Raw genomic sequence first — 17,244 nt, 5'->3', positions numbered from 1 at the left:
GGCGGGCCGCCGCGTCGACCGGCGCGGACCTGTTGTGGCGGGTCCGGAGCAACGCGGTCCTGCCCGTGGTGGCCGCGCTGCCCGATGGCTCGTATCTGTCGGAGATCGTTGCCGCCCGGGACAAGAACCGGCGGGCCGACCCGGCACAGGTTCGCGTCATCGAATACGCCTTGGACCCAGGTGGGGAGGGCGCCGTCTACCGGCTGGTCACCACACTCCCGGACCCGGCCACCGCACCGGCCGTGGAGCTCGCCGCGCTCTACGCCGAGCGCTGGGAGACCGAGACCACCCTCGATGAGATCAAGACCCGCCTGGGCGGTCCCCGCTTCGTCCTGCGCTCCCAGCATCCGGCCGGGGCCGAGCAGGAGATCTTCGGGTTCCTCCCGGTGCACCACGCCCTGCGCGACCTCATGCACCAGGCCGCCCGGCAGGAGAGGGAGGATCCGGACCGGATGTCCTTCACCCGCACCTTGCGCGTCGCCCGCCGGCAGACCACCAGCCAGGCGGGATTCTCCCCCCTCCCGGCTCACCCGGGCACTGAAGCAGACCCTGCGTGAAATCACCGAACGCCTCCTGGAACCACGGCGGTTACGGCCCAACCCGCGAGTGATCAAACGCAAAATGTCCAACTGGTCACTCAAACGCACCGAACACAACAACCCACCTCGCCCGGCCACCCCCGCCGCCACCCTCGTCGAACCCACCAAAACATCCCAAACTCCACGAATTAAGCCCTAAAGCACCGGTATTGACCCTAGATGATCAATTCCAAGAGGTCAGTGGTCATACGAGGTGAGCGAGCGGAGGGTGTTGCGTGCGGTGTGGTCGTTGTGCCGGATCGAGGCAGTCAGCGCGAGGATTCGTTGCATGACACCTTTGCGGATCGGCCGCAGCAACCCGGCTGTGGCTGGCGCAGTAGCCGTACTGAGCTCATCCGGCGAGGTCGGAGCGTTTGACGGTCTCGCGTGAGCGGACGCATTCCACAGGTGTGGAGTCCACGATCCATACGTCATCGCTCACACCGAGGTGTTGGTGGCCAGGATCCGGGTGATCCCGCGGAGCAGGCGGGCGGCCTTGCGGAGCCGCTTGTTGTGGCCAGGTTGCTGGGGCAGGTAGGGGAAGGGGTGCCGCGGGTGGGCGCGGGCGTGGCGGAACCACTTGGCCTCGGAGGTGAAGCCGGGCATGGCCTGCATCATCGCGAGGGTGACCAGTTCGGTATCGCTCAGGCGCGGTGCGATGCCGACCGGTGGTCGCCACGGTGCCAAGTCCGGATGCTCCTTCAGCAGGTTGTCGGCCGTCGCAGAGAGTGCTGTCGCGAGGGTGTCCAGGTTGTTCGTCACAAAGCAATTTTGGACGCCTCGTTCTCGTCTCCGCAGGCGCCCCTTGGGATTGATCACCTACGTTGGGCAGCATGTCCGCGAGTCTGTTGCCACACCATCGAATCCTCGACGCTGAACAGGCCGAAAGGATGTTCGCGGTGTCGGCCGACGTCGGGTATCCGTACCGGGATTTCGCTCGCGAGCAGGAGATTCGCCTGTACGCCACCGGTCTGACCGTTGACGGCGACCTTGTCTCACAACCACCCGGTGACTGGAATCCCTGCAACGTGATCGTGGCGGGGGACCTGACCGTCGGTGGGGACCTGTCGTGGTCGTCCTATGGCGGCGGCTGCTTTCTGCTGGTGACTGGAGACCTGCGGGCACGTAACATCTTCGTCGCCGGAGAGCCGAACGTGGTGGTGCGCGGTGACCTGACCGCGTCGAACGGCGTCTTTGGTCACGACAACTACGGCATCCTCGTCGTCTGCGGACGCACCACCGCCCGCATAGTCATCAACACCTCCGGCTTCAACATGGTGTTCGCCGAAGATCCCCAGGCGTTCGTCCTGGGTCATCCGAACCACCAGAACTTCGCGAGCGATATCGACGACGAGCTGGAGCTCGAAGACGTCTTGGCCACCGGCCTTCTCGACCATGGCGGCGCCAACTTCGCAGCGATCCGTGCGGCGTTGGCGGCCGGTCGGCCGATCCTGCGGCCAGGCATCTCCAGCGACGCACCTTGACCGGCCACCCGGGCCAGTGACGCCGAATTGCCTCGCCGGCCGTGGCCTGGTGCCGCATTGCAGCAACGACGAGCGCTCGTACGCGCAGGCGATCCCTTGGAATCAATCATCTAGCGGGAGCTGACCAGGTAGAACGTACCGTCGTCCGTGGGTCGGCTGGTACGACACCGAGCGCCTGCATCCGCAGGGTCTCCAGGGAGTCGGCGTCATGGGCGTCGGCCCGGATGATGCGACCGGTGCCCAGGTGCAGCGAGACCCGCAGCCGGCTGCCTGTCCGGTTGGGCACCTCCAGGGGAAATCCGGAGAACTGAAGGGTGGCTGCGGCTCGGGAAGCAGAGCAGCCCGTGGGTTCCGGGCTGCTGGTTCGCTTCGGCAGGTCACTGTGGCTCCGCGCTTGATCCGCGCCAGTTCCTGCTGCGGAGTGCTTGGCCATGGCTTGGAGCTCCGGCGCGTCTCAGTCCCTGCAGGGCGAAAAGGAGCTGAGGAGTGAAACCTGGCCGTGCTTTCATAGGCGCCATGGTGTCTGCTGAGCGTCTACTTGCCTTCGCGGCTATGTCATTCCTGTTGATCGTGATCCCCGGGCCCAGTGTGTTGTTCGTGATCGGGCGGGCGCTGGCTCAGGGGCGTCGGGCTGCGCTGACCACTGTCGTCGGGAACACGTTGGGCGCCTATGTGCTCATCGTGGCCGTGGCTCTCGGGGTCGGGTCGATCGTGGAACGCTCCGTCCTCGTCTTCACGGTGCTGAAACTGGCCGGGGCCGGCTACTTGGTGTATCTGGGTGTCAAGGCGTGGCGGCAACGCCGGTCGTTGCAGGCCACGTTCACTGCCGACAAGGCCGCGCAGGGCGGACTGCGCACGTTGTGGGAGGGGTTCGCGGTCGGTGTGGCCAACCCCAAGACCATTGTGTTCTTCGCCGCCGTGCTGCCGCAGTTCGTCGACCACGCTCAAGGACACGTCGTGGTTCAGATGCTGTTGCTCGGGCTGGTCTTCAACATCATCGCGGTGGCCTGCGACAGCCTGTGGGGACTGGCCGCGGCGACCGGACGGGACTGGTTCGCCAGCTCACCCCAGCGGCTCTCTCTGGTCGGAGGGATCGGCGGCCTCGCGATGATCGGCCTCGGTGTCACAGTCGCCGCGACAGGACGCAAGGACTGATCATCCTGTTTCAGGCAGACGTGCCGGGTCAGCTGGCGGCGGCTCGTTCGGCCTGGCTCTGGTATGGGCGAGGTGGTAGGAGTCCCTGCCGGTCTCGATGATGCTCCCACCACAAGATGAGGGCCGAGGCCGCCCCTGACCACCGAACAGGGCCACGCGCCGTCGCCAAAGCCAACTGGTCGTACCTGAGTTGGATCCTTGATGAAGCGGTGAGGATGTGCGGCCCTGACGTATTTCATCGCTGTATCGGGGGCCATCCCAAAGAACCGCATGAGGTGGACACGGGCGGCGGTCTCGTGCGCTTCGTCGAAGATCCGGTCGATCCGGAGCTTCTGCGACTGGAGCCCGATGTTCCTGAAGATCGGCTGGAGACACCACATTGGGCAACCGGTGGCCCGCCGGGATCGAGGCGTAATGACACCCTGGCGGAGGGGTGCGTGACCCGCGAGCGTGACAGCGTTCAATCGCGTAGATATACACGGTTCATGCTGGGCCGAGCAGGCTTGCCCCGCTCGCTACGGCAGTGGCGCGGTCCGGTGTGACGAGCCGTGCCATCGTCGCGTCGACCTCCAGGCCAAGCCACTGCGGCAGGCTGGTGCCGAGCAGGTCCGCGTAGCCCTCGTAGTCGTCGCCGGCCCGGAAGATGGGCGACTCGCCGGTGTCGTCGCACCAGTCGCTGACAAGTTCGACCCACTCGCCGTCGTCGGAGGCGATCTGAATCAGGGAGCGGGAAACGGTCGGGTCGAGCATCACGCTGTTACCGACCTCAAAATTCCGCCAGGTGGCGGCCGTGGCGCGTAGGGCCGCTGCGGCGCCGTCGAACCACTCCTGGTATCCGTAGTCCAAGGACTCGTGGACCGGGCGAATCGAGTTGTCCACCCGTGCCACCGACAGCCGGTACTCGGGGCCGTAGCCATGACCGTCGAGATAAGCAGATGGGGCGAATATCTCCGGGCTCATCAGCGCGTCGAACAGTGCGCGCCATTGCAGGCTTCGCGCCCGTAGCTCCCAAAATCCAATCAGCGAGGGTGGGAGCGGGGTGCCGAGGCGCAGCTGCAACCTGGTCAGCAGCGTCGCAAAGTCCGCCGACGGCGCGTTGGGCTCCATGCTTGCCTGTAGTGCCGGTTCGGCCAGCGCCAGGAGCGCCCCGAACCGCGGCGGTTCGTGGAGATGCATATCCACAGCCTCAAAGGCTTCATCGAAAGCCCGTTCCAGGCCCGAGGCGTCCACGGCTCGAAGCCATCGGCAGACCCGGTCGGTCACCTCACCGAACGTCGGCTCCGGTGCACGTCGGGCATGATCTCGCGTCAGAGCCTCGAAACCAACGTCAGCCACCAGTGCACCCTATCGCAAGTCGGCTCCGGAAATCCTTCGGTGGCTGACACCGGAGCCGGTGCCGTGGGTGGCTTCTCTCAGATGTCGGGGAGGGGAGGTAGAGGGCGTAGCCGCAGGTGCTGGCTGATCCTCCGCGGCTCAGACGCATCAGCTTGAGGCTTTCGCCGTCGGCCAGTTCGCCGCCGGCATAGGCGAACTGGCCGCGGCAGCGGACGTCCAGGCCGGCGAGCTGCGGCCAGGCGGTACGGGCTCGCGCGGTCGGCTTCCGCACGAGGGAGGTCTTGGTCGGCTCCGGCACGGTGGGCAAGGGGGCGTCCTGTCCGGCCGCCCGTGTCAGGCGGTGCGGCAGGCTCCAGCCGGTAAGAACCGCTTCTACTGATCGGCCTGCCTGCCTTGCCCATTGCCACCGCCCGCCCGATATCACCGACCGCCTCGCAGAGGCACCGGCTGAAGAAGAGGGCCTACGGGCAGGCCTCCTCACCGGGCCCGCATTCGCGCGCACGTCGTGCTCCACGCGGCACGGGGCCGTCCCAACGCGTGCATCGCCCGCGAGCCGGGCCTGCATGTGGACACCGTGGGGACCTGACGAGGCCGCTTCACCGACGAGGGCATGCCCGGGCCGGCCGGCCGCCGGCACCTCGACCGGCCATGACCCACCCCGAGCGCCTACGGAACGCCTGAGCGGCAGCGGAGTCAAGGGGCGGCCCACTCTTCGTCTCCCGCCCCCTCGGGTGCGCATCTGAAACACATGTTTGAAGGGAGCGAGTGATGGCACGGCGGTAGGCATTGACCTGGGTCCGACCAATTCCGTGGTCGCCGTCCTTGAGGGCGGCGAGCCGACCGTCATCACCAGCGCAGAGGGCTTGCGGACCACACCGTCGGTGGTCGGCTTCTCGAAGCAGAAGGGTGAGGTGCTGGTCGGTGAGGTCGCCAAGCGCCAGGCCGTGACCAACATCGAGCGCACCGCACGGTCGGTGAAGCGGCACATGGGCGAGACCGAGTGGCGTTTCCCGGAGTCCGGTGAGATCGACGGCAAGCGGTACGCGGCGCAGGAGATCTCGGCGCGGGTCCTGCAGAAGCTGAAGCGGGACGCCGAGGCGTACCTCGGTGAGGACGTGACGGACGCGGTCGTCACCGTCCCCGCGTACTTCAACGACTCTCAGCGCACCGCCACCAAGGAGGCCGGTGAGATCGCCGGCCTGAAGGTGCTGCGGATCATCAACGAGCCGACGGCAGCGGCGCTCGCGTACGGTCTGGACAAGGAGAGCGACCAGACGATCCTGGTGTTCGACCTGGGTGGCGGCACCTTCGATGTCTCGCTGTTGGAGATCGGTGAGGGCGTGGTGGAGGTGAAGTCCACCAACGGTGACACACACCTGGGTGGTGACGACTGGGATCAGCGGATCGTCGACCATCTGACCAAGCAGTTCAAGAACGCGTACGGTATCGACTTGTCCAAGGACAAGATGGCCACGCAGCGACTGCGCGAGGCGGCGGAGAAAGCGAAGTCCGAGCTGTCCGCGGCGACGGAGACGACGATCAGCCTGCCGTATATCACTGCGTCGTCCGAGGGGGCGCTGCATCTGGACGAGAAGCTGACGCGCGCCCACTTCGAGCAGCTCACTCAGGACCTGCTGGAGCGCTGCAAGGGCCCGTTCCACAGCGCGATCAAAGATGCGGGGATCTCCGCGCCGGGTCGGACCGAATCAGCATTCGCCCCAACTGTGCCGCGCGGTCGTGTACTCGCCCGTCACCAGTTCTCTTCCCGAGGACCTGGATCCCGCTCACACGTCCTGTCCGGGCCCATCGCCATTCTGGGAGATGGTCAGGAGCACCGGCTCTCTCGCACCGGTGTCGCGTACGGCGGCGGCGGTGACCTCGGCTGCCCAGATGGCGGTGTCGAGGGACCAGTCAGGCAAGGAGCAGTGGATCAACGCCGTGTTGTGCATTCCCTCGGTCTGTACCTCACCTACGAGGGATGAAGCCAGCCCACTTGTGGGTACAGCGGTTCTGCCCGGATGGATGGTCAGGCGGCCGTAGGAGCGTTCGAGAATCAGCACGTTCACGTCTTGTGCTCTGTTCAACAGACCGGCGGATTCCCGGGCCGCAATGGTGATGATGCAATCGGCCGCCGGTCCCGGCCCTGCCGCGGCCACCCAGTCCGCGGCCTGCGACAGGTAGGCGAGGCTGTCATCCGCTGAGAGTTGCAGAGGCGCAACCGTGTGCAGGCCGGTGAGCGTGTACGTGCCCCTGTGGTGCAGTACGTCGCTCAGGACGGTGGCCACGGGCAACAGGGGCAGTCGCTGGCCATGCAGCTGCTCCTCCACGGCGACCTGGAGCCAGGCCAGTTGGCGGACGCGATTGTCCTCGGTCCAGTCCTCACCGGCGTCGTTGTGTCCCCATCGGCAGCCGTTCAGCGGACCGCGGCCCAGGTGGGTGCTGCTCCAGCCGTAGGCTTCCGCCCTGGCCACGGCCAGGCTGAACGCGTCCTCGTCCTCCAGGTCGTTCTCGGCAAGGACGCGGTCGATCCACGGGTGCCGGTGGAAGACTCCGTGCAGGCCCATGATGAGGGTCGGATCGTGTAAGTCCATGTCACTGCGCTCCTTCTACGCTCCGCATGACAGAGTGACGGTCTTGGTGACCGCTTTCTCAGGGGAGTCCGCGATGCCGATCAGGTCGACATCGATGACGCTGCGCCACTGGGTCTTGTTCCGGTTCTCGCATGTCTTGCGGGCATTGGCGCGGCGGGAGCTGGCACCCCTGCCTCCGGCCTTGACGCTTTTGGATCCGTCGGCGACATTCTTCCAGGTGTGTCCGTGCTTGGTCTGAAGCCAGATGGTGACCTTCGCCTTCACATTCTTGTGCTTGCCGAGCGGGTCCAGCCACCATCCATGTGCCGATGCTGTCGCGGGCGGCGAGCTGGACACATGGACGTGGTCTCCGTCGGTGACGAACCCGCCCACGTCCGAAGCCGTCATCTCAGAGGCCGCGTAAGCCGATGGCGCGGCAACGCTGGCAGACATTGTCACGGCAAGGACCGCAGACAGAAGGGGTGTGCGCACAGGACTCCCTGAAAGATGGAGAAGTAACCGACAGCAGGAGTTCCGCTGATCATTTACAGCTACACAGGGAGCAACCTTCCCCTTCGGTCAAATCACCCGATCGGTTCGGAAGTCCTGGCCCGCTGACGCCCCGCCAGAGGAGCCGGGCATGACCGCAAGCACTCCCAGGACCGGATCCTCCGGTTCCCCGAGGAGCAAGCGCTCCCGTTCATCCCGCATCTCGATCGTGTCGCACTGCGGATCCGGTACTACGCACCTCTGAGTCGCAGGGGCGCGGCTGCCGCTTTCGTGTGCGGGTGACGAGTGTCAGGTCCGGACACACGGTTCCCGCTGGCGGGCTACAAAGAGGGTGCTCTCCGTTTCCTCAGGTAATCCTCACCCAGTGACCAGCTGATCCTCACGACGTGTCCAACGCCAGCGCCCGGCCATCACTGCTCAACACTCCATGGAAACACCCGGATCGGCCCGGGCCACAGCACCCAAGGTCGGACATCAAACTGAGAGCCGCCCCGGACACGGAAACGAGAACTCCCACCATTCCGGACATACGGCTCGGTAAGGGCCTCAACAACGATCGAATGCGGGTCCTCCCCCTTGCTCCGGCCTCCTGGAGCTCCAGGATCCGCCTCGCGCAGGTGGGCGAGATAGGAGTGGTGATGGTGCGTATGCGACCGTCGTCCGAGCTGCCCCTGCTGGTGAATCCGAAGTACGCCGTCACCGTCATGCCGTCGAAGGTGCCCGTCCGTACGGTGAGAGGCGCGACGACGTCCTCCGCTTCCGAGCCGGTGCCCATCCGGGGTGGCGCCGAGGTAAGGCCAAAAGCCGCTAGCACTCGGGGCAGGAGCGCCCTACGACTCGGAAGGCCAGACAGACAATGGCAGCTTGATCCTCGACCGACGTGCCCGAACGGTCCCGGAAGCGGCGGTGCACATCGCGCCGGCCCTCAAGAGACGCATCTCCCTCGCCCTCGGCCTTCGCGTGCTCCCACGTCACCTCAGTGAAGGGCTTCACCTCTACGCCGGTGTACTCAGGGGTTGTGATCGATCGAGGCAGGTCGTGGCTGTCTTTTGCCAGCCGGAACCAGAGAGTTCAGCTCGGCCCGCATGTTGCCGGGAAAGCCCAGTTCCAGTGCGCGCCTGCCATTGACTCGCAGCCACATTGATCTCTCCGCCTCGTTCGGAGCGGTTTGTCAGCGCCAGGATGCTTTCCGTGATCATATGGTTCCTTCCCGCCCTGAACTGCAGGGGAACTTCTCGCCGGGCTATGGCGCCACCGCGATCCACTGCCCGCCCTGGCGCACGCCGCCGACGACGTGTTCTTCCACGCCATGTACGCCAGAGGGCGTTTCATCCCGAGTTGTTCCATCTGAGTTGTTCTATTGGCGGTGGTCTGTGCGCCGCGCCAGGTGGGGGTGGATTCGCTGGTGAGGCGCCGGACCATGAGGTGGATTCAAATCCGGCGCGCGCCCGGAGTTCGGCGTCCGCGGCCCATCCCAGCAGCCCGGCGAATCCACCGGCCAGGGCCACCCCGACCCCTCTCAGTGCTTCAACGCGTTCCCTCGTGATCACTGGAGACGCTGGCTGCCCCGTGGGAGTTCCCGCGGAACCGCGCGATTCTCCGTCGCGAGAAGCCAAGAGGCCGAGGACGATGGTGGCTACCGCGGCCGATCGGGAACCAGACCCCACAGCCGTGCACACCGGATTGGCGCCCTCCCAGCGCAGGCGGTCCTCGCCCGTGCGCTCGCAGCCCGCACCGGCATCGAGGAGCAGCTCGCCAAGATCTCAGCGACCGCCGGATGCGCATCCCGGCCTGCCGGGAGTGTTCGGCCCGAAACGACCCGGGACATCTCTCATGACCACTGCGCCGTCTGCGTTTCCCCTCCCGCCCAGCAGCCCACGGCGCTCAGTTGCTCAGGTGCGCCAGCAGGGCAGGGTGGTCGGCGAGAGCGTTCTGGAGCAGCTGTCGGGCAAAGGGCGCGTACTGGCCGCTGTCGGCAGCTGTCCAGTCGATCGGGCCGAAGGGCGGCTCGGGGTCGTACTCGATGAACAGCTGGACCATGCGCGCGACCTCGTTGCCGGCGAGGCGGCCGACAAGGTGCAGTGCCATGTCGATGCCGGCCGAGACCCCGGCGGCGGTGATGAAGTGCCCGTCCTCGACCCAGCGCCGGGTGACCGGCGTTGCCCCGAAGCGGGCGAGCAGGTCGCGGTACATCCAGTGCGTGGTGGCCTGGCGGCCCTCCAGGAGCCCTGCCGCCGCGAGCAGTAGCGAGCCGGTGCACACCGAGCCGACGATCTGGGACCGCGCTGCGGTCTCGCGCAGGTTCCCCAGCAGATTCTCGTCGGCCATCGCGGCAAGGGTGGGGACGAGGCCGCCGGGCACGATCGTTGCGTGCGGATCCGCTATTTCCTCGAAGGTGTGACTGGGCACCAGGGACAGCGGGGTGTCGCTTCCAATCGGCTCGATCCGCTCGCCGATCACGACGGTGCGATAGCCGGGAACCAGATCAGCCAGCGCTGCGAAGATCTGCAGCGGGCCGACGATGTCCAGCGGCGTGAGGCCCGGGTACAGCACGAAGGCGATGGTTTTCACCGGGGCCGACGGCCCGGGCGAGGTTTCGGTCATGACAGGACTCCTGAATGTCGGTGGGTGGCCGGTAGCCGGCCTGACCACCCTCACCCACCGCCGCAACCAGAGACAGGAGCCTCTGGACTCTATGTCCAAAATCCTGGGATACCTGTCCCACAGACGGATTCGGTAGGGTCGTAGGCATGACGACAGCTGTCCGCCACCGCGTGGTGGTCGTGGCCTACGACGACGTGGAACTCGTTGAGGTCGCCTGCGTGACCAGCGCCTTCGACGGGGCGAACCGCCTCGGTGCGAGTCCGCCCTACGACGTCCTCCTGGTCACCCCGGAGGGCCGCCCGGTGCGCTGCTCCTCAGGGCTGGTCCTGGGCGCGCAGGCGGCGCTGGAGCGTACCCGCGGCCCGGTCGACACACTGCTGGTCGTCGGCGGGCCGGGCCACGCCGCGGCGGCGCAGAACACCTGGCTGGTCGAGCACGTGCGCCGCTTGGCCGGAATCGGCCGTCGGGTCGCATCGGTGTGCACGGGCGCCAGTGTTTTGGCGGCGACCGGGCTGCTCGACGGCCGGCGCGCCACGACCCACTGGGCGTACGCGCACGACCTCGCGCGGCGTCACCCGGCCGTCCAGGTCGACCCCGCGCCGCTGTACCTCCGCGACGAGCACGTCTGCACATCGGCCGGGGTCACCGGGGCGCTCGACCTCACCCTCGCGTTCGTCGAGGAGGACCACAACCCGGCCCTCGCCCGGACGCTGGCCCGGATGATGGTGACCTACCTCCAGCGGCCCGGCAACCAGGCCCAGATCAGCATGTTCGTCGACGCACCAGCTCCGGAGCACCGGACCGTGCGACGGACCGTCGAGCACATCACCGGGCACCTCGACGGCGACCTCAGCGCCACCGCGCTCGCCGCGTACGCGGGAGTCAGCGGACGTCATCTGGCCCGGCTGTTCCTCGACCACCTCGGACAGACACCGGCCCAGTTCGTACGGACCGCCCGAGCCGAGGCGGCCTCACAACTCCTCGTCTCCACAGCACTGCCGCTGGCTTCGATCGCGAGGCGCTGCGGATTCAGCTCCGCCGAGACAATGAGGCAGGTGTTCCTGGACCACTACGGCACCACACCCAGCCAGCACCGCACAGTCCACAGCGCTCCCCGGGTTGTACCCACCGCGGGGCGGCCGTGATCAATCTCAGAGCTACTTCCTGTACCTCAGTGACCAGCAACGGCGGAGTCCTCGGCCCCGGACAACTCATGTGCGATTGACGAAGAATCTCTGGCTCAGGTCACTAGGAGGCCGTCGAGCGGCCGGAGGAAGCGGCGCTCGTACCTCTTGATGCAGCGGGTGTCACGTGCCAGTTGGAACGCTTCTTGGCACTCCGGGTCGGACATGCTGTCCGTGCGGTACTGCTCGTACGCGGCCAGGCTGGGAAACGAGAAGAGGGCGTAGGCGATGTCGCTGTCGCCCTCACTCGGCAGGAAGTAGCCGTGGTGCGTCCCGCCAAGACGGTTGACGAGCCGGATCCAGCGGCGGCCGTACTCTTCGAAATCCTCGAGCTTGTCGGCATCGATCTCGTACTTCAGATGAACAGTGATCATGCCTGCATCATGCCGGATGCCGGGCCCTGGACCAGTGAGCCAAGGACTTGGGTCAGTTGTTGGCCCGGGCGGGCGCGGGTGGTGGCGAGTCGGTAGGAGCCAGTACCGATCTCGATTGCGACGACTCCTGGAACCTGGGCAATACGTGTCAATCAATCCGCTACGGCGAACGGTTGCTGGAGGCCGACACGACCGCGTCCGTCGACTCTGTCGCGGACAGCTACGACAACCAGGGCCCGTACCGCCTCTCGGATCACGGTACGGCTCACTCCCAGCTCCTCGGTGAGCCGCCACTCGGTCGGCAGCCAGGCCCCTGATCGCCCAAGTGCCTTGCATCAGAGCTTCGTTGAGCTGGCCCACGACCTCGTCGACCGAGGACCTGCGGCCGATCACGCGCATGGGGGCAGAGCGACTCGGCATCCCTGATGGGGTGGCTTCCTGGCGGGATACCGCTGCGAGCATCAGTGGATCGGTGGGGTGGGATTCGGAACACGGTCCGGCCGCCGGGGAGGTCGACGAGCCGACGTCGGTCGAGGGGACGTTGGAGCAGTGATCGCGGTTCAGATGCGCCGGTACCGGCGGGCGATCGGGCGGTCCGAGGGCAAGACGGCGATCCGGGCGGCCATATCAAAAGGCGATGCTGTCGAAGATCGAGAACGCTCAGACCTCGTGCAGCCTCACCACTCTGGCGCGCCTGGCGGCCGCCCCTGATGTGCCGGTGACCGCCTTGTTCCGCAGCGCCGACACCGAGCGGGAGGCCGTCTTCAGGAATGAGGGCGCGGGCACCCCTGTCCAGGCAATATGCAGCTCGCCGGCTGGTCACAGACAGACGGTGCTGCCATGACCCCGCGCGACCTGCTCGCGTGGAGTACCGCGGACGGCCTCGCTGTACAGCCACCGGTTCCGCTGCTCAACAGCTCCACACACGCGAAGGACACAGAAGGCCGGGCAAGAGGAGCGCTGTGGCTCCGCGGTCTCCCCCGCCCTGCTACTCACGGGTGCCTCCTGACCGGCCTGGGGGCGTCCGAGCGGAAGCCCCCGGAATGCGGACGGCACCAGGTACCCGAGGGCGAACGGCGCGCTTTTGTTCCTATATTTCCCAAAGCCTCGGCGTGCTCGCCACGAGTCACGGCCACCCCCGGTACGGTCTTTCCCCTGTGCCAGGATTCCGTCCCGGAAAGGCTCAGACACTGAACTCCGCAATCGCAGAAGTACTCGCTGTCGCCCTGCTCCTGATGGTGCTGGCCTGCGCGGTGATCCGGCCGTGGGGCTGGCCGGAGGCCGTCGTGGCTGTCCCCGCTGCCGGGTTGGTCATCGCCACCGGCGCGATCTCGCTCGACCACGCGGCGGCAGAGGCCGCCCGGCTGGGCCCGGTGATCGGCTTCCTCGCGGCCGTCCTGGTCCTGGCCCAGCTGTGCGACGACGAGGGCCTGTTCCACGCGTGCGGCGCCTGGATGGCCCGCCGGGCGGCCGGCCGGCCCCGCCGCCTGCTGGTCCTCGTGTTCGGAGCCGCCTCACTGATCACCGCGGTGCTCAGCCTGGACGCCACGGTGGTGCTGCTGACTCCGGTGGTGTTCGCCACCGCCGCCCGGCTGGGCGCCCGCGCGAAGCCGCACGTCTATGCCTGCACCCACCTGTCGAACACCGCCTCGCTGCTGCTGCCGGTCTCCAACCTGACCAACCTGCTGGCGTTCGCCGCCAGCGGCCTGAGCTTCACCCGCTTCGCCGCGTTGATGGCACTGCCCTGGCTGGTGGCCATCGGTGCCGAGTACGTGGTGATCCGCCGCTTCTTCGCCACCGACCTGGACGCGGGCGCCGAGGCCCTGCCCGCCGACGAACCCCGCGAACTGCCTCTGTTCGCCCTGCTCACGGTGGCGGGCACCCTGGCGGGCTTTGTCCTGACCTCGGCGCTCGGCATCAACCCGGCCTGGGCGGCGGCCGCAGGCGCGGCCGTTCTGGCGGCCCGCGCCCTGGGCCGGCACCGCACCACCCCCACGGCGATCGTCCGGGCCGCGGCCCTGCCGTTCTGCGCCTTCGTCCTGGCCCTGGGCATCGTGGTCCGGGCAGTGGTCGACAACGGCCTCGCGGACGTACTGGGCCACCTGGTACCTTCCGGCACCGAACTCCCAGACCTCCTCGCCCTCGCGGCACTGGCAGCCGTACTGGCGAACGTCATCAACAACCTGCCCGCCGTCCTGGTCCTGCTTCCACTGACCGCCCCCACCGGACCAGGCGCCGTCCTGGCCGTCCTCCTCGGCGTGAACATCGGCCCGAACCTCACCTACGCCGGCTCCCTGGCCACCCTGCTGTGGCGGCGCATCGTGCGCGAACACGACACCGACGTGGAACTGAGCGAGTTCACCCGGCTCGGCCTGCTCACCGTGCCCACCGCCCTGCTGCTCTCCGTGGTGGCGCTGTGGGCCTCACTCCAAACGATCGGAGGCTGAACACCGTGACCGTCATCGTCTGGATCGTCGAGGGCACCTGGCCCACCTGCGTCGACGCCGCGCGCACCCACACGCCCGCAGACGCCGGCCTGGTGCTGCTGCACGTCACCGGCCACGAGGTGCCGGGCGTCGCACACGGCGCCTACGCCGGATTGCTGGGCCGCGCACGCCCCGACCGCGACCCCGGCACCGCGGTGGAACACCTGGCCGCCGCCTCAGCCGAACATCTCCTGGCCAGAGCGGCCGAGCGGCTGGGACGGCCGTGTGCCCGGCAAGAACGCTCGGGCAGCATCGAACGAGAAGTCGTGGCCGCCGCCGAAGGCGCCGACCTGCTCATCCTCGCCCGCGACGGCGACCGCACCCACCTCGGACCCCGCAGCCTCGGCCCTGCCAGCCGCTTCATCGTCGACCACGCACCCTGCGCCGTCCTGCTGGTCTGGCCGGAGACCGCACCCAGCACGGCCACCATCCCGCCGAACGACCGCCGGCCGCCGCGGTCTCCGGGCCGCCACCCCGGACGGTGAGAGACACGGCGCGGAGTAGCTGCGGAATGCCGTACGACTACGTCATCCCCTATGACTGGGCCCGGCCGGATTCCCGCTCGGGACATGGCCCGCGGGCCAGCGGAGGTTCCACAAGGCGGGGCACCTCGATCCGGGGCGGGTGAAGCAGTTGGACGGGTTGGGGATGGTGTGGTCGCAGCACGTTTCCCGTGCCTCACACCTGCGCACCGGCAACACACCCGGGGCAATTGCCCCGTCTCGACGAAACCGCAGCACCCCTGGGCCAGACCCCAGCCCACCCACCCCCGGCGTTACTTGCGGAGGATGCGGCGGAGTTCGTCCACGATCGCGGTTGCGCGGTGGTCGGGGCCCGCTTCCATGAGGTTGGTCAGGAACGCGAATCCGACCTGGTGTGTCGCGTCGGCAAAGGCGACCTGCCCGCCGGCGCCGTCGTGTCCGAAGGAGGCGGCCCCGAGGAATTCGCGGGCGAGTGAGGGAAGCTGGAATCCCATGCCCCAACGCGCGAAGGGGGGTTGTCCGCCGAATATCGGGGTGCCTTCGGTCTGCGGTCGCGTGGCGTCAGTGACCGTGCCGGCATCCAGCAGCCGCACTCCGTCGGTCTCCACCACGGTGGAGGACCAGATCGAGGCCAGCGCCCGGGCCGATGCGATGCCGCCCGCTCCCGGCAGCTCCGCCGCTTGGATACGGGGGTCGTTGAAGCCGCCGGTGGCGTCGACGAGTTCCGGCGGGAACGCGTTTCCGAGCGTCATGGCCCGCTCGGTCCAGTCGATCTTGCCGGCAACGCGCGCCGCTGCCTGCTGAGCAACGAGCGCGGTGAGGCTCGTTCCGGCCCGCAGATGGGCGACCTGGTGCCGCGCCCCGCGGGGGAGGCCGATCCACGCGTCGGCCTGCAGCGGTGCGGCGATGAGCTCGTCGAAGTACTGGCCGACCGTTTTGCCGGTGATCCGGCGGATGACCTCACCGGCGAGCCAGCCGTGGGTCAGGGCGTGATACGCGTGCCCCTGGCCTGTGGTCCACAGTGGTTGCTGAGCTGCCAGGCGCCCCGTGACAACATCCCAGTCGATGACATCCTCGACGTTCAGGAAATCGCGTGGCGCCGAGAGCCCGGACCGGTGGGCGAGAAGATCGGCGACCGTGATCTCTTCTTTCCCTTCGGCGGCGAACTCGGGCCAGTAGGTCGCGACGGGAGTCTGGTAGTCGAGGAGTCCGTCCTGCACAAGACGCGCCGCGAGGATGGAGACAAGGCCCTTGGTGCAGGAGAAGATGACGCTGGTGGTGTTCTTCGTCCAGGGCGAGCGGTCGCGCGGGTCGGCGATCCCGCCCCACAGATCAACGACAGTCTCGCCGGCCACCCGGACACAGAGTGCCGCGCCCATGGCGTCATGGCCGGTGAAAGCAGTGGAGAAGACTTCCGCGAGAGACGCGAAGCCTGGCGCGGTGCTGCCCTCGATGCGGGTACTCATTCCGGGGTGCCTTTGCTCTGGAGGGCCAAGGGGACGATGCCGAGCCGCTCCGGTGACCAGCCCACATGGATGGGGTCGGATATCGAGCCGTCGAACCCGCCGTCGACAGTGGAATTGTCGAAGGCGAGCATCACGGTTCTGCCGGTCCGGTCTTCGATGAGGCGCCCACTGTAGAGGGATTCCTCGACGACCAACGTCGCGTCCTCCACCGGGTACGGGCCCAGGACCGCAGCAGCTGGAACGCTCCAGACACCTCCGACCTGGCCGGCTTCGCGCCGTGCGGCGGACAGCCGTGGAGTGTCGCAGGACAACAGCAGTACGGACTCGCCCTCGACGGTCGCGATCTGGGGGACCTCCAGGTGGGCGAAGCCGGCGCCCACGCGGCTGAGCGGTGGCCGGACGGTCCATGCCTGAAGATCCGGTGATGTCGCGTGCCCGATCACGCCCCGGTCGTCGTCAGCACCATGGTTGGCCCGGGCCGTGATGAGCATGTGCCAGCCGTCACCGGCCGGGTCCGGGAAGACCCAGGGATCGCGCCATGCCTCCTCCGGCCAGCTGGAGTCTCCCAGCCTCTCGTACCAGCGTCCGTCCGCCTCGATGAGCGGCCCGGGCTGTTTCGTCCAGGTGTGCAAGTCCGGGGAGGTGGCCACGCCGATGGTTTCGACGTTGCCCCCGGCGTCGAGGAATCGCGCTCCGGTGTAGAACATCCGCCAGACGCCGTCGGGTCCGCGGAGCACGCTGCCCGTCCACGTGGCGGTCTCATCGAATGTGCCGGGTTGTCCGGGGCCGAAGACCGGTCCGTGGTCCTGCCAGTCGACCAGGTCTACGGAGGTGGCGTGCCCGATCCGGGCGTTGCGATGGCGCAGCTCCGGGTCGCCCAGGTTTTTGGGTGCGTGGAGGTAGAACAGGTGGAATGTGTCGCCGTCATCGGCGAACCAGAAGTCCCACGCCCAGGCGCGGTCGAGGCGAAAAGTCATGCACTGTCCTTGTGGCTGCGGCTGTCGTCGTGAGCAGGC

Annotated in this window: 17 protein-coding genes and 2 pseudogenes; 9 read left to right on the top strand and 10 right to left on the bottom strand. The window is 67.6% G+C overall.

The features are described from left to right. Positions 1–557: pseudogene (locus tag ABZ622_RS31540) on the top strand (IS4 family transposase); the annotation flags it as partial. A gap of 459 nt (positions 558–1,016) precedes the next feature. Here ABZ622_RS31540 and ABZ622_RS31535 read toward each other — a convergent pair. After that, positions 1,017–1,340 (bottom strand): hypothetical protein, encoded by a 324-nt coding sequence (locus tag ABZ622_RS31535; RefSeq protein ID WP_360549003.1) that lies wholly within the window; start codon positions 1,338–1,340, stop codon positions 1,017–1,019. A 71-nt stretch (positions 1,341–1,411) separates the two neighbouring features. Here ABZ622_RS31535 and ABZ622_RS31530 point away from each other — a divergent pair, with 71 nt between their 5' ends. Continuing rightward, positions 1,412–2,062 (top strand): hypothetical protein, encoded by a 651-nt coding sequence (locus tag ABZ622_RS31530; RefSeq protein WP_360549001.1) that lies wholly within the window; start codon positions 1,412–1,414, stop codon positions 2,060–2,062. Positions 2,063–2,578: 516 nt separating this feature from the next. After that, positions 2,579–3,217 carry a LysE family translocator gene (locus tag ABZ622_RS31525; RefSeq protein WP_360549019.1) on the top strand — a complete coding sequence of 213 codons (639 nt, stop codon included), beginning with the start codon at positions 2,579–2,581 and terminating at the stop codon, positions 3,215–3,217. A gap of 483 nt (positions 3,218–3,700) precedes the next feature. Here ABZ622_RS31525 and ABZ622_RS31520 read toward each other — a convergent pair whose 3' ends face one another. Then, on the bottom strand, positions 3,701–4,552 hold the full coding sequence (locus ABZ622_RS31520) for a hypothetical protein (protein ID WP_360548999.1): 852 nt from the start codon (positions 4,550–4,552) through the stop codon (positions 3,701–3,703). Between the two features lie 752 nt (positions 4,553–5,304). Here ABZ622_RS31520 and ABZ622_RS31515 point away from each other — a divergent pair. After that, positions 5,305–6,237 (top strand): annotated as a pseudogene (locus ABZ622_RS31515) (Hsp70 family protein); the annotation flags it as partial. A gap of 99 nt (positions 6,238–6,336) precedes the next feature. On the opposite strand, the gene ABZ622_RS31510 reads toward ABZ622_RS31515, so the two are convergent. The 4 genes from ABZ622_RS31510 to ABZ622_RS31495 all read right to left on the bottom strand — a co-directional run bounded on the left by ABZ622_RS31510 (position 6,337) and on the right by ABZ622_RS31495 (position 10,236). Further along, positions 6,337–7,143, bottom strand: coding sequence for a hypothetical protein (locus ABZ622_RS31510; protein WP_360548997.1), 807 nt, complete (start codon positions 7,141–7,143; stop codon positions 6,337–6,339). Between the two features lie 15 nt (positions 7,144–7,158). Continuing rightward, positions 7,159–7,575, bottom strand: coding sequence for a hypothetical protein (locus ABZ622_RS31505; protein ID WP_360549017.1), 417 nt, complete (start codon positions 7,573–7,575; stop codon positions 7,159–7,161). Between the two features lie 864 nt (positions 7,576–8,439). Beyond that, positions 8,440–8,607, bottom strand: coding sequence for a hypothetical protein (locus ABZ622_RS31500; protein WP_360549015.1), 168 nt, complete (start codon positions 8,605–8,607; stop codon positions 8,440–8,442). A 909-nt stretch (positions 8,608–9,516) separates the two neighbouring features. Next, positions 9,517–10,236, bottom strand: a complete 720-nt coding sequence (locus ABZ622_RS31495) for a DJ-1/PfpI family protein (protein ID WP_360548995.1) — start codon at positions 10,234–10,236, stop codon at positions 9,517–9,519. 146 nt (positions 10,237–10,382) lie between these two features. On the opposite strand from ABZ622_RS31495, the gene ABZ622_RS31490 reads away from it, so the two are divergent. Further along, entirely contained in the window at positions 10,383–11,381 is a 999-nt protein-coding gene (locus ABZ622_RS31490) for a DJ-1/PfpI family protein (RefSeq protein WP_266687134.1), read from the top strand. 95 nt (positions 11,382–11,476) lie between these two features. Here the strand turns inward: ABZ622_RS31490 and ABZ622_RS31485 are convergent, their stop codons facing one another. Further along, positions 11,477–11,794: an NIPSNAP family protein gene (locus ABZ622_RS31485; protein WP_360548993.1), complete on the bottom strand. Its 318-nt coding sequence runs from the start codon at positions 11,792–11,794 to the stop codon at positions 11,477–11,479. A gap of 152 nt (positions 11,795–11,946) precedes the next feature. Continuing rightward, positions 11,947–12,099 (bottom strand): GntR family transcriptional regulator, encoded by a 153-nt coding sequence (locus ABZ622_RS31480; RefSeq protein WP_360549013.1) that lies wholly within the window; start codon positions 12,097–12,099, stop codon positions 11,947–11,949. Between the two features lie 332 nt (positions 12,100–12,431). On the opposite strand from ABZ622_RS31480, the gene ABZ622_RS31475 reads away from it, so the two are divergent. From ABZ622_RS31475 to ABZ622_RS31460, 4 genes are all read left to right on the top strand, one after another. Further along, positions 12,432–12,638: a hypothetical protein gene (locus ABZ622_RS31475; protein ID WP_360548991.1), complete on the top strand. Its 207-nt coding sequence runs from the start codon at positions 12,432–12,434 to the stop codon at positions 12,636–12,638. Positions 12,639–12,984: 346 nt separating this feature from the next. Next, positions 12,985–14,241 carry an SLC13 family permease gene (locus tag ABZ622_RS31470; protein ID WP_360549011.1) on the top strand — a complete coding sequence of 419 codons (1,257 nt, stop codon included), beginning with the start codon at positions 12,985–12,987 and terminating at the stop codon, positions 14,239–14,241. 5 nt (positions 14,242–14,246) lie between these two features. Beyond that, on the top strand, positions 14,247–14,765 hold the full coding sequence (locus ABZ622_RS31465; protein ID WP_360548989.1) for a universal stress protein: 519 nt from the start codon (positions 14,247–14,249) through the stop codon (positions 14,763–14,765). Positions 14,766–14,820: 55 nt separating this feature from the next. Next, on the top strand, positions 14,821–15,126 hold the full coding sequence (locus tag ABZ622_RS31460) for a helicase associated domain-containing protein (protein ID WP_360549009.1): 306 nt from the start codon (positions 14,821–14,823) through the stop codon (positions 15,124–15,126). Here ABZ622_RS31460 and ABZ622_RS31455 read toward each other — a convergent pair. After that, the gene (locus ABZ622_RS31455) at positions 15,056–16,228 is read right to left on the bottom strand and encodes a serine hydrolase domain-containing protein (RefSeq protein ID WP_360548987.1); all 1,173 of its coding nucleotides are present in this window, start codon (positions 16,226–16,228) and stop codon (positions 15,056–15,058) included. The two genes, ABZ622_RS31460 and ABZ622_RS31455, sit on opposite strands and share 71 nt — an antisense overlap. After that, positions 16,225–17,205 carry a glycosyl hydrolase family 32 gene (locus ABZ622_RS31450; RefSeq protein WP_360548985.1) on the bottom strand — a complete coding sequence of 327 codons (981 nt, stop codon included), beginning with the start codon at positions 17,203–17,205 and terminating at the stop codon, positions 16,225–16,227. Before ABZ622_RS31450 ends, ABZ622_RS31455 begins: the two co-directional genes overlap by 4 nt. Positions 17,206–17,244 lie beyond the last annotated feature (39 nt).

Origin of the sequence: Streptomyces sp. NPDC007164 (assembly GCF_040634135.1) — a bacterium.
In the GTDB taxonomy this organism is placed as follows: domain Bacteria; phylum Actinomycetota; class Actinomycetes; order Streptomycetales; family Streptomycetaceae; genus Streptomyces; species Streptomyces sanglieri.
The sequence above is the reverse complement of the archived record's forward strand: the minus strand, read 5'-3'. Positions and strand labels throughout refer to the sequence as shown.

Bases quoted from the DNA above. Each gene is read 5' to 3' on its own strand.
- ABZ622_RS31530 (WP_360549001.1), top strand. From the start codon at position 1,412: ATGTCCGCGAGTCTGTTGCCACACCATCGAATCCTCGACGCTGAACAG.
- ABZ622_RS31525 (WP_360549019.1), top strand. From the start codon at position 2,579: ATGGTGTCTGCTGAGCGTCTACTTGCCTTCGCGGCTATGTCATTCCTG.
- ABZ622_RS31510 (WP_360548997.1), bottom strand. From the start codon at position 7,143: ATGGACTTACACGATCCGACCCTCATCATGGGCCTGCACGGAGTCTTC.
- ABZ622_RS31505 (WP_360549017.1), bottom strand. From the start codon at position 7,575: ATGTCTGCCAGCGTTGCCGCGCCATCGGCTTACGCGGCCTCTGAGATG.
- ABZ622_RS31495 (WP_360548995.1), bottom strand. From the start codon at position 10,236: ATGACCGAAACCTCGCCCGGGCCGTCGGCCCCGGTGAAAACCATCGCC.
- ABZ622_RS31490 (WP_266687134.1), top strand. From the start codon at position 10,383: ATGACGACAGCTGTCCGCCACCGCGTGGTGGTCGTGGCCTACGACGAC.
- ABZ622_RS31485 (WP_360548993.1), bottom strand. From the start codon at position 11,794: ATGATCACTGTTCATCTGAAGTACGAGATCGATGCCGACAAGCTCGAG.
- ABZ622_RS31475 (WP_360548991.1), top strand. From the start codon at position 12,432: ATGCTGTCGAAGATCGAGAACGCTCAGACCTCGTGCAGCCTCACCACT.
- ABZ622_RS31455 (WP_360548987.1), bottom strand. From the start codon at position 16,228: ATGAGTACCCGCATCGAGGGCAGCACCGCGCCAGGCTTCGCGTCTCTC.
- ABZ622_RS31450 (WP_360548985.1), bottom strand. From the start codon at position 17,205: ATGACTTTTCGCCTCGACCGCGCCTGGGCGTGGGACTTCTGGTTCGCC.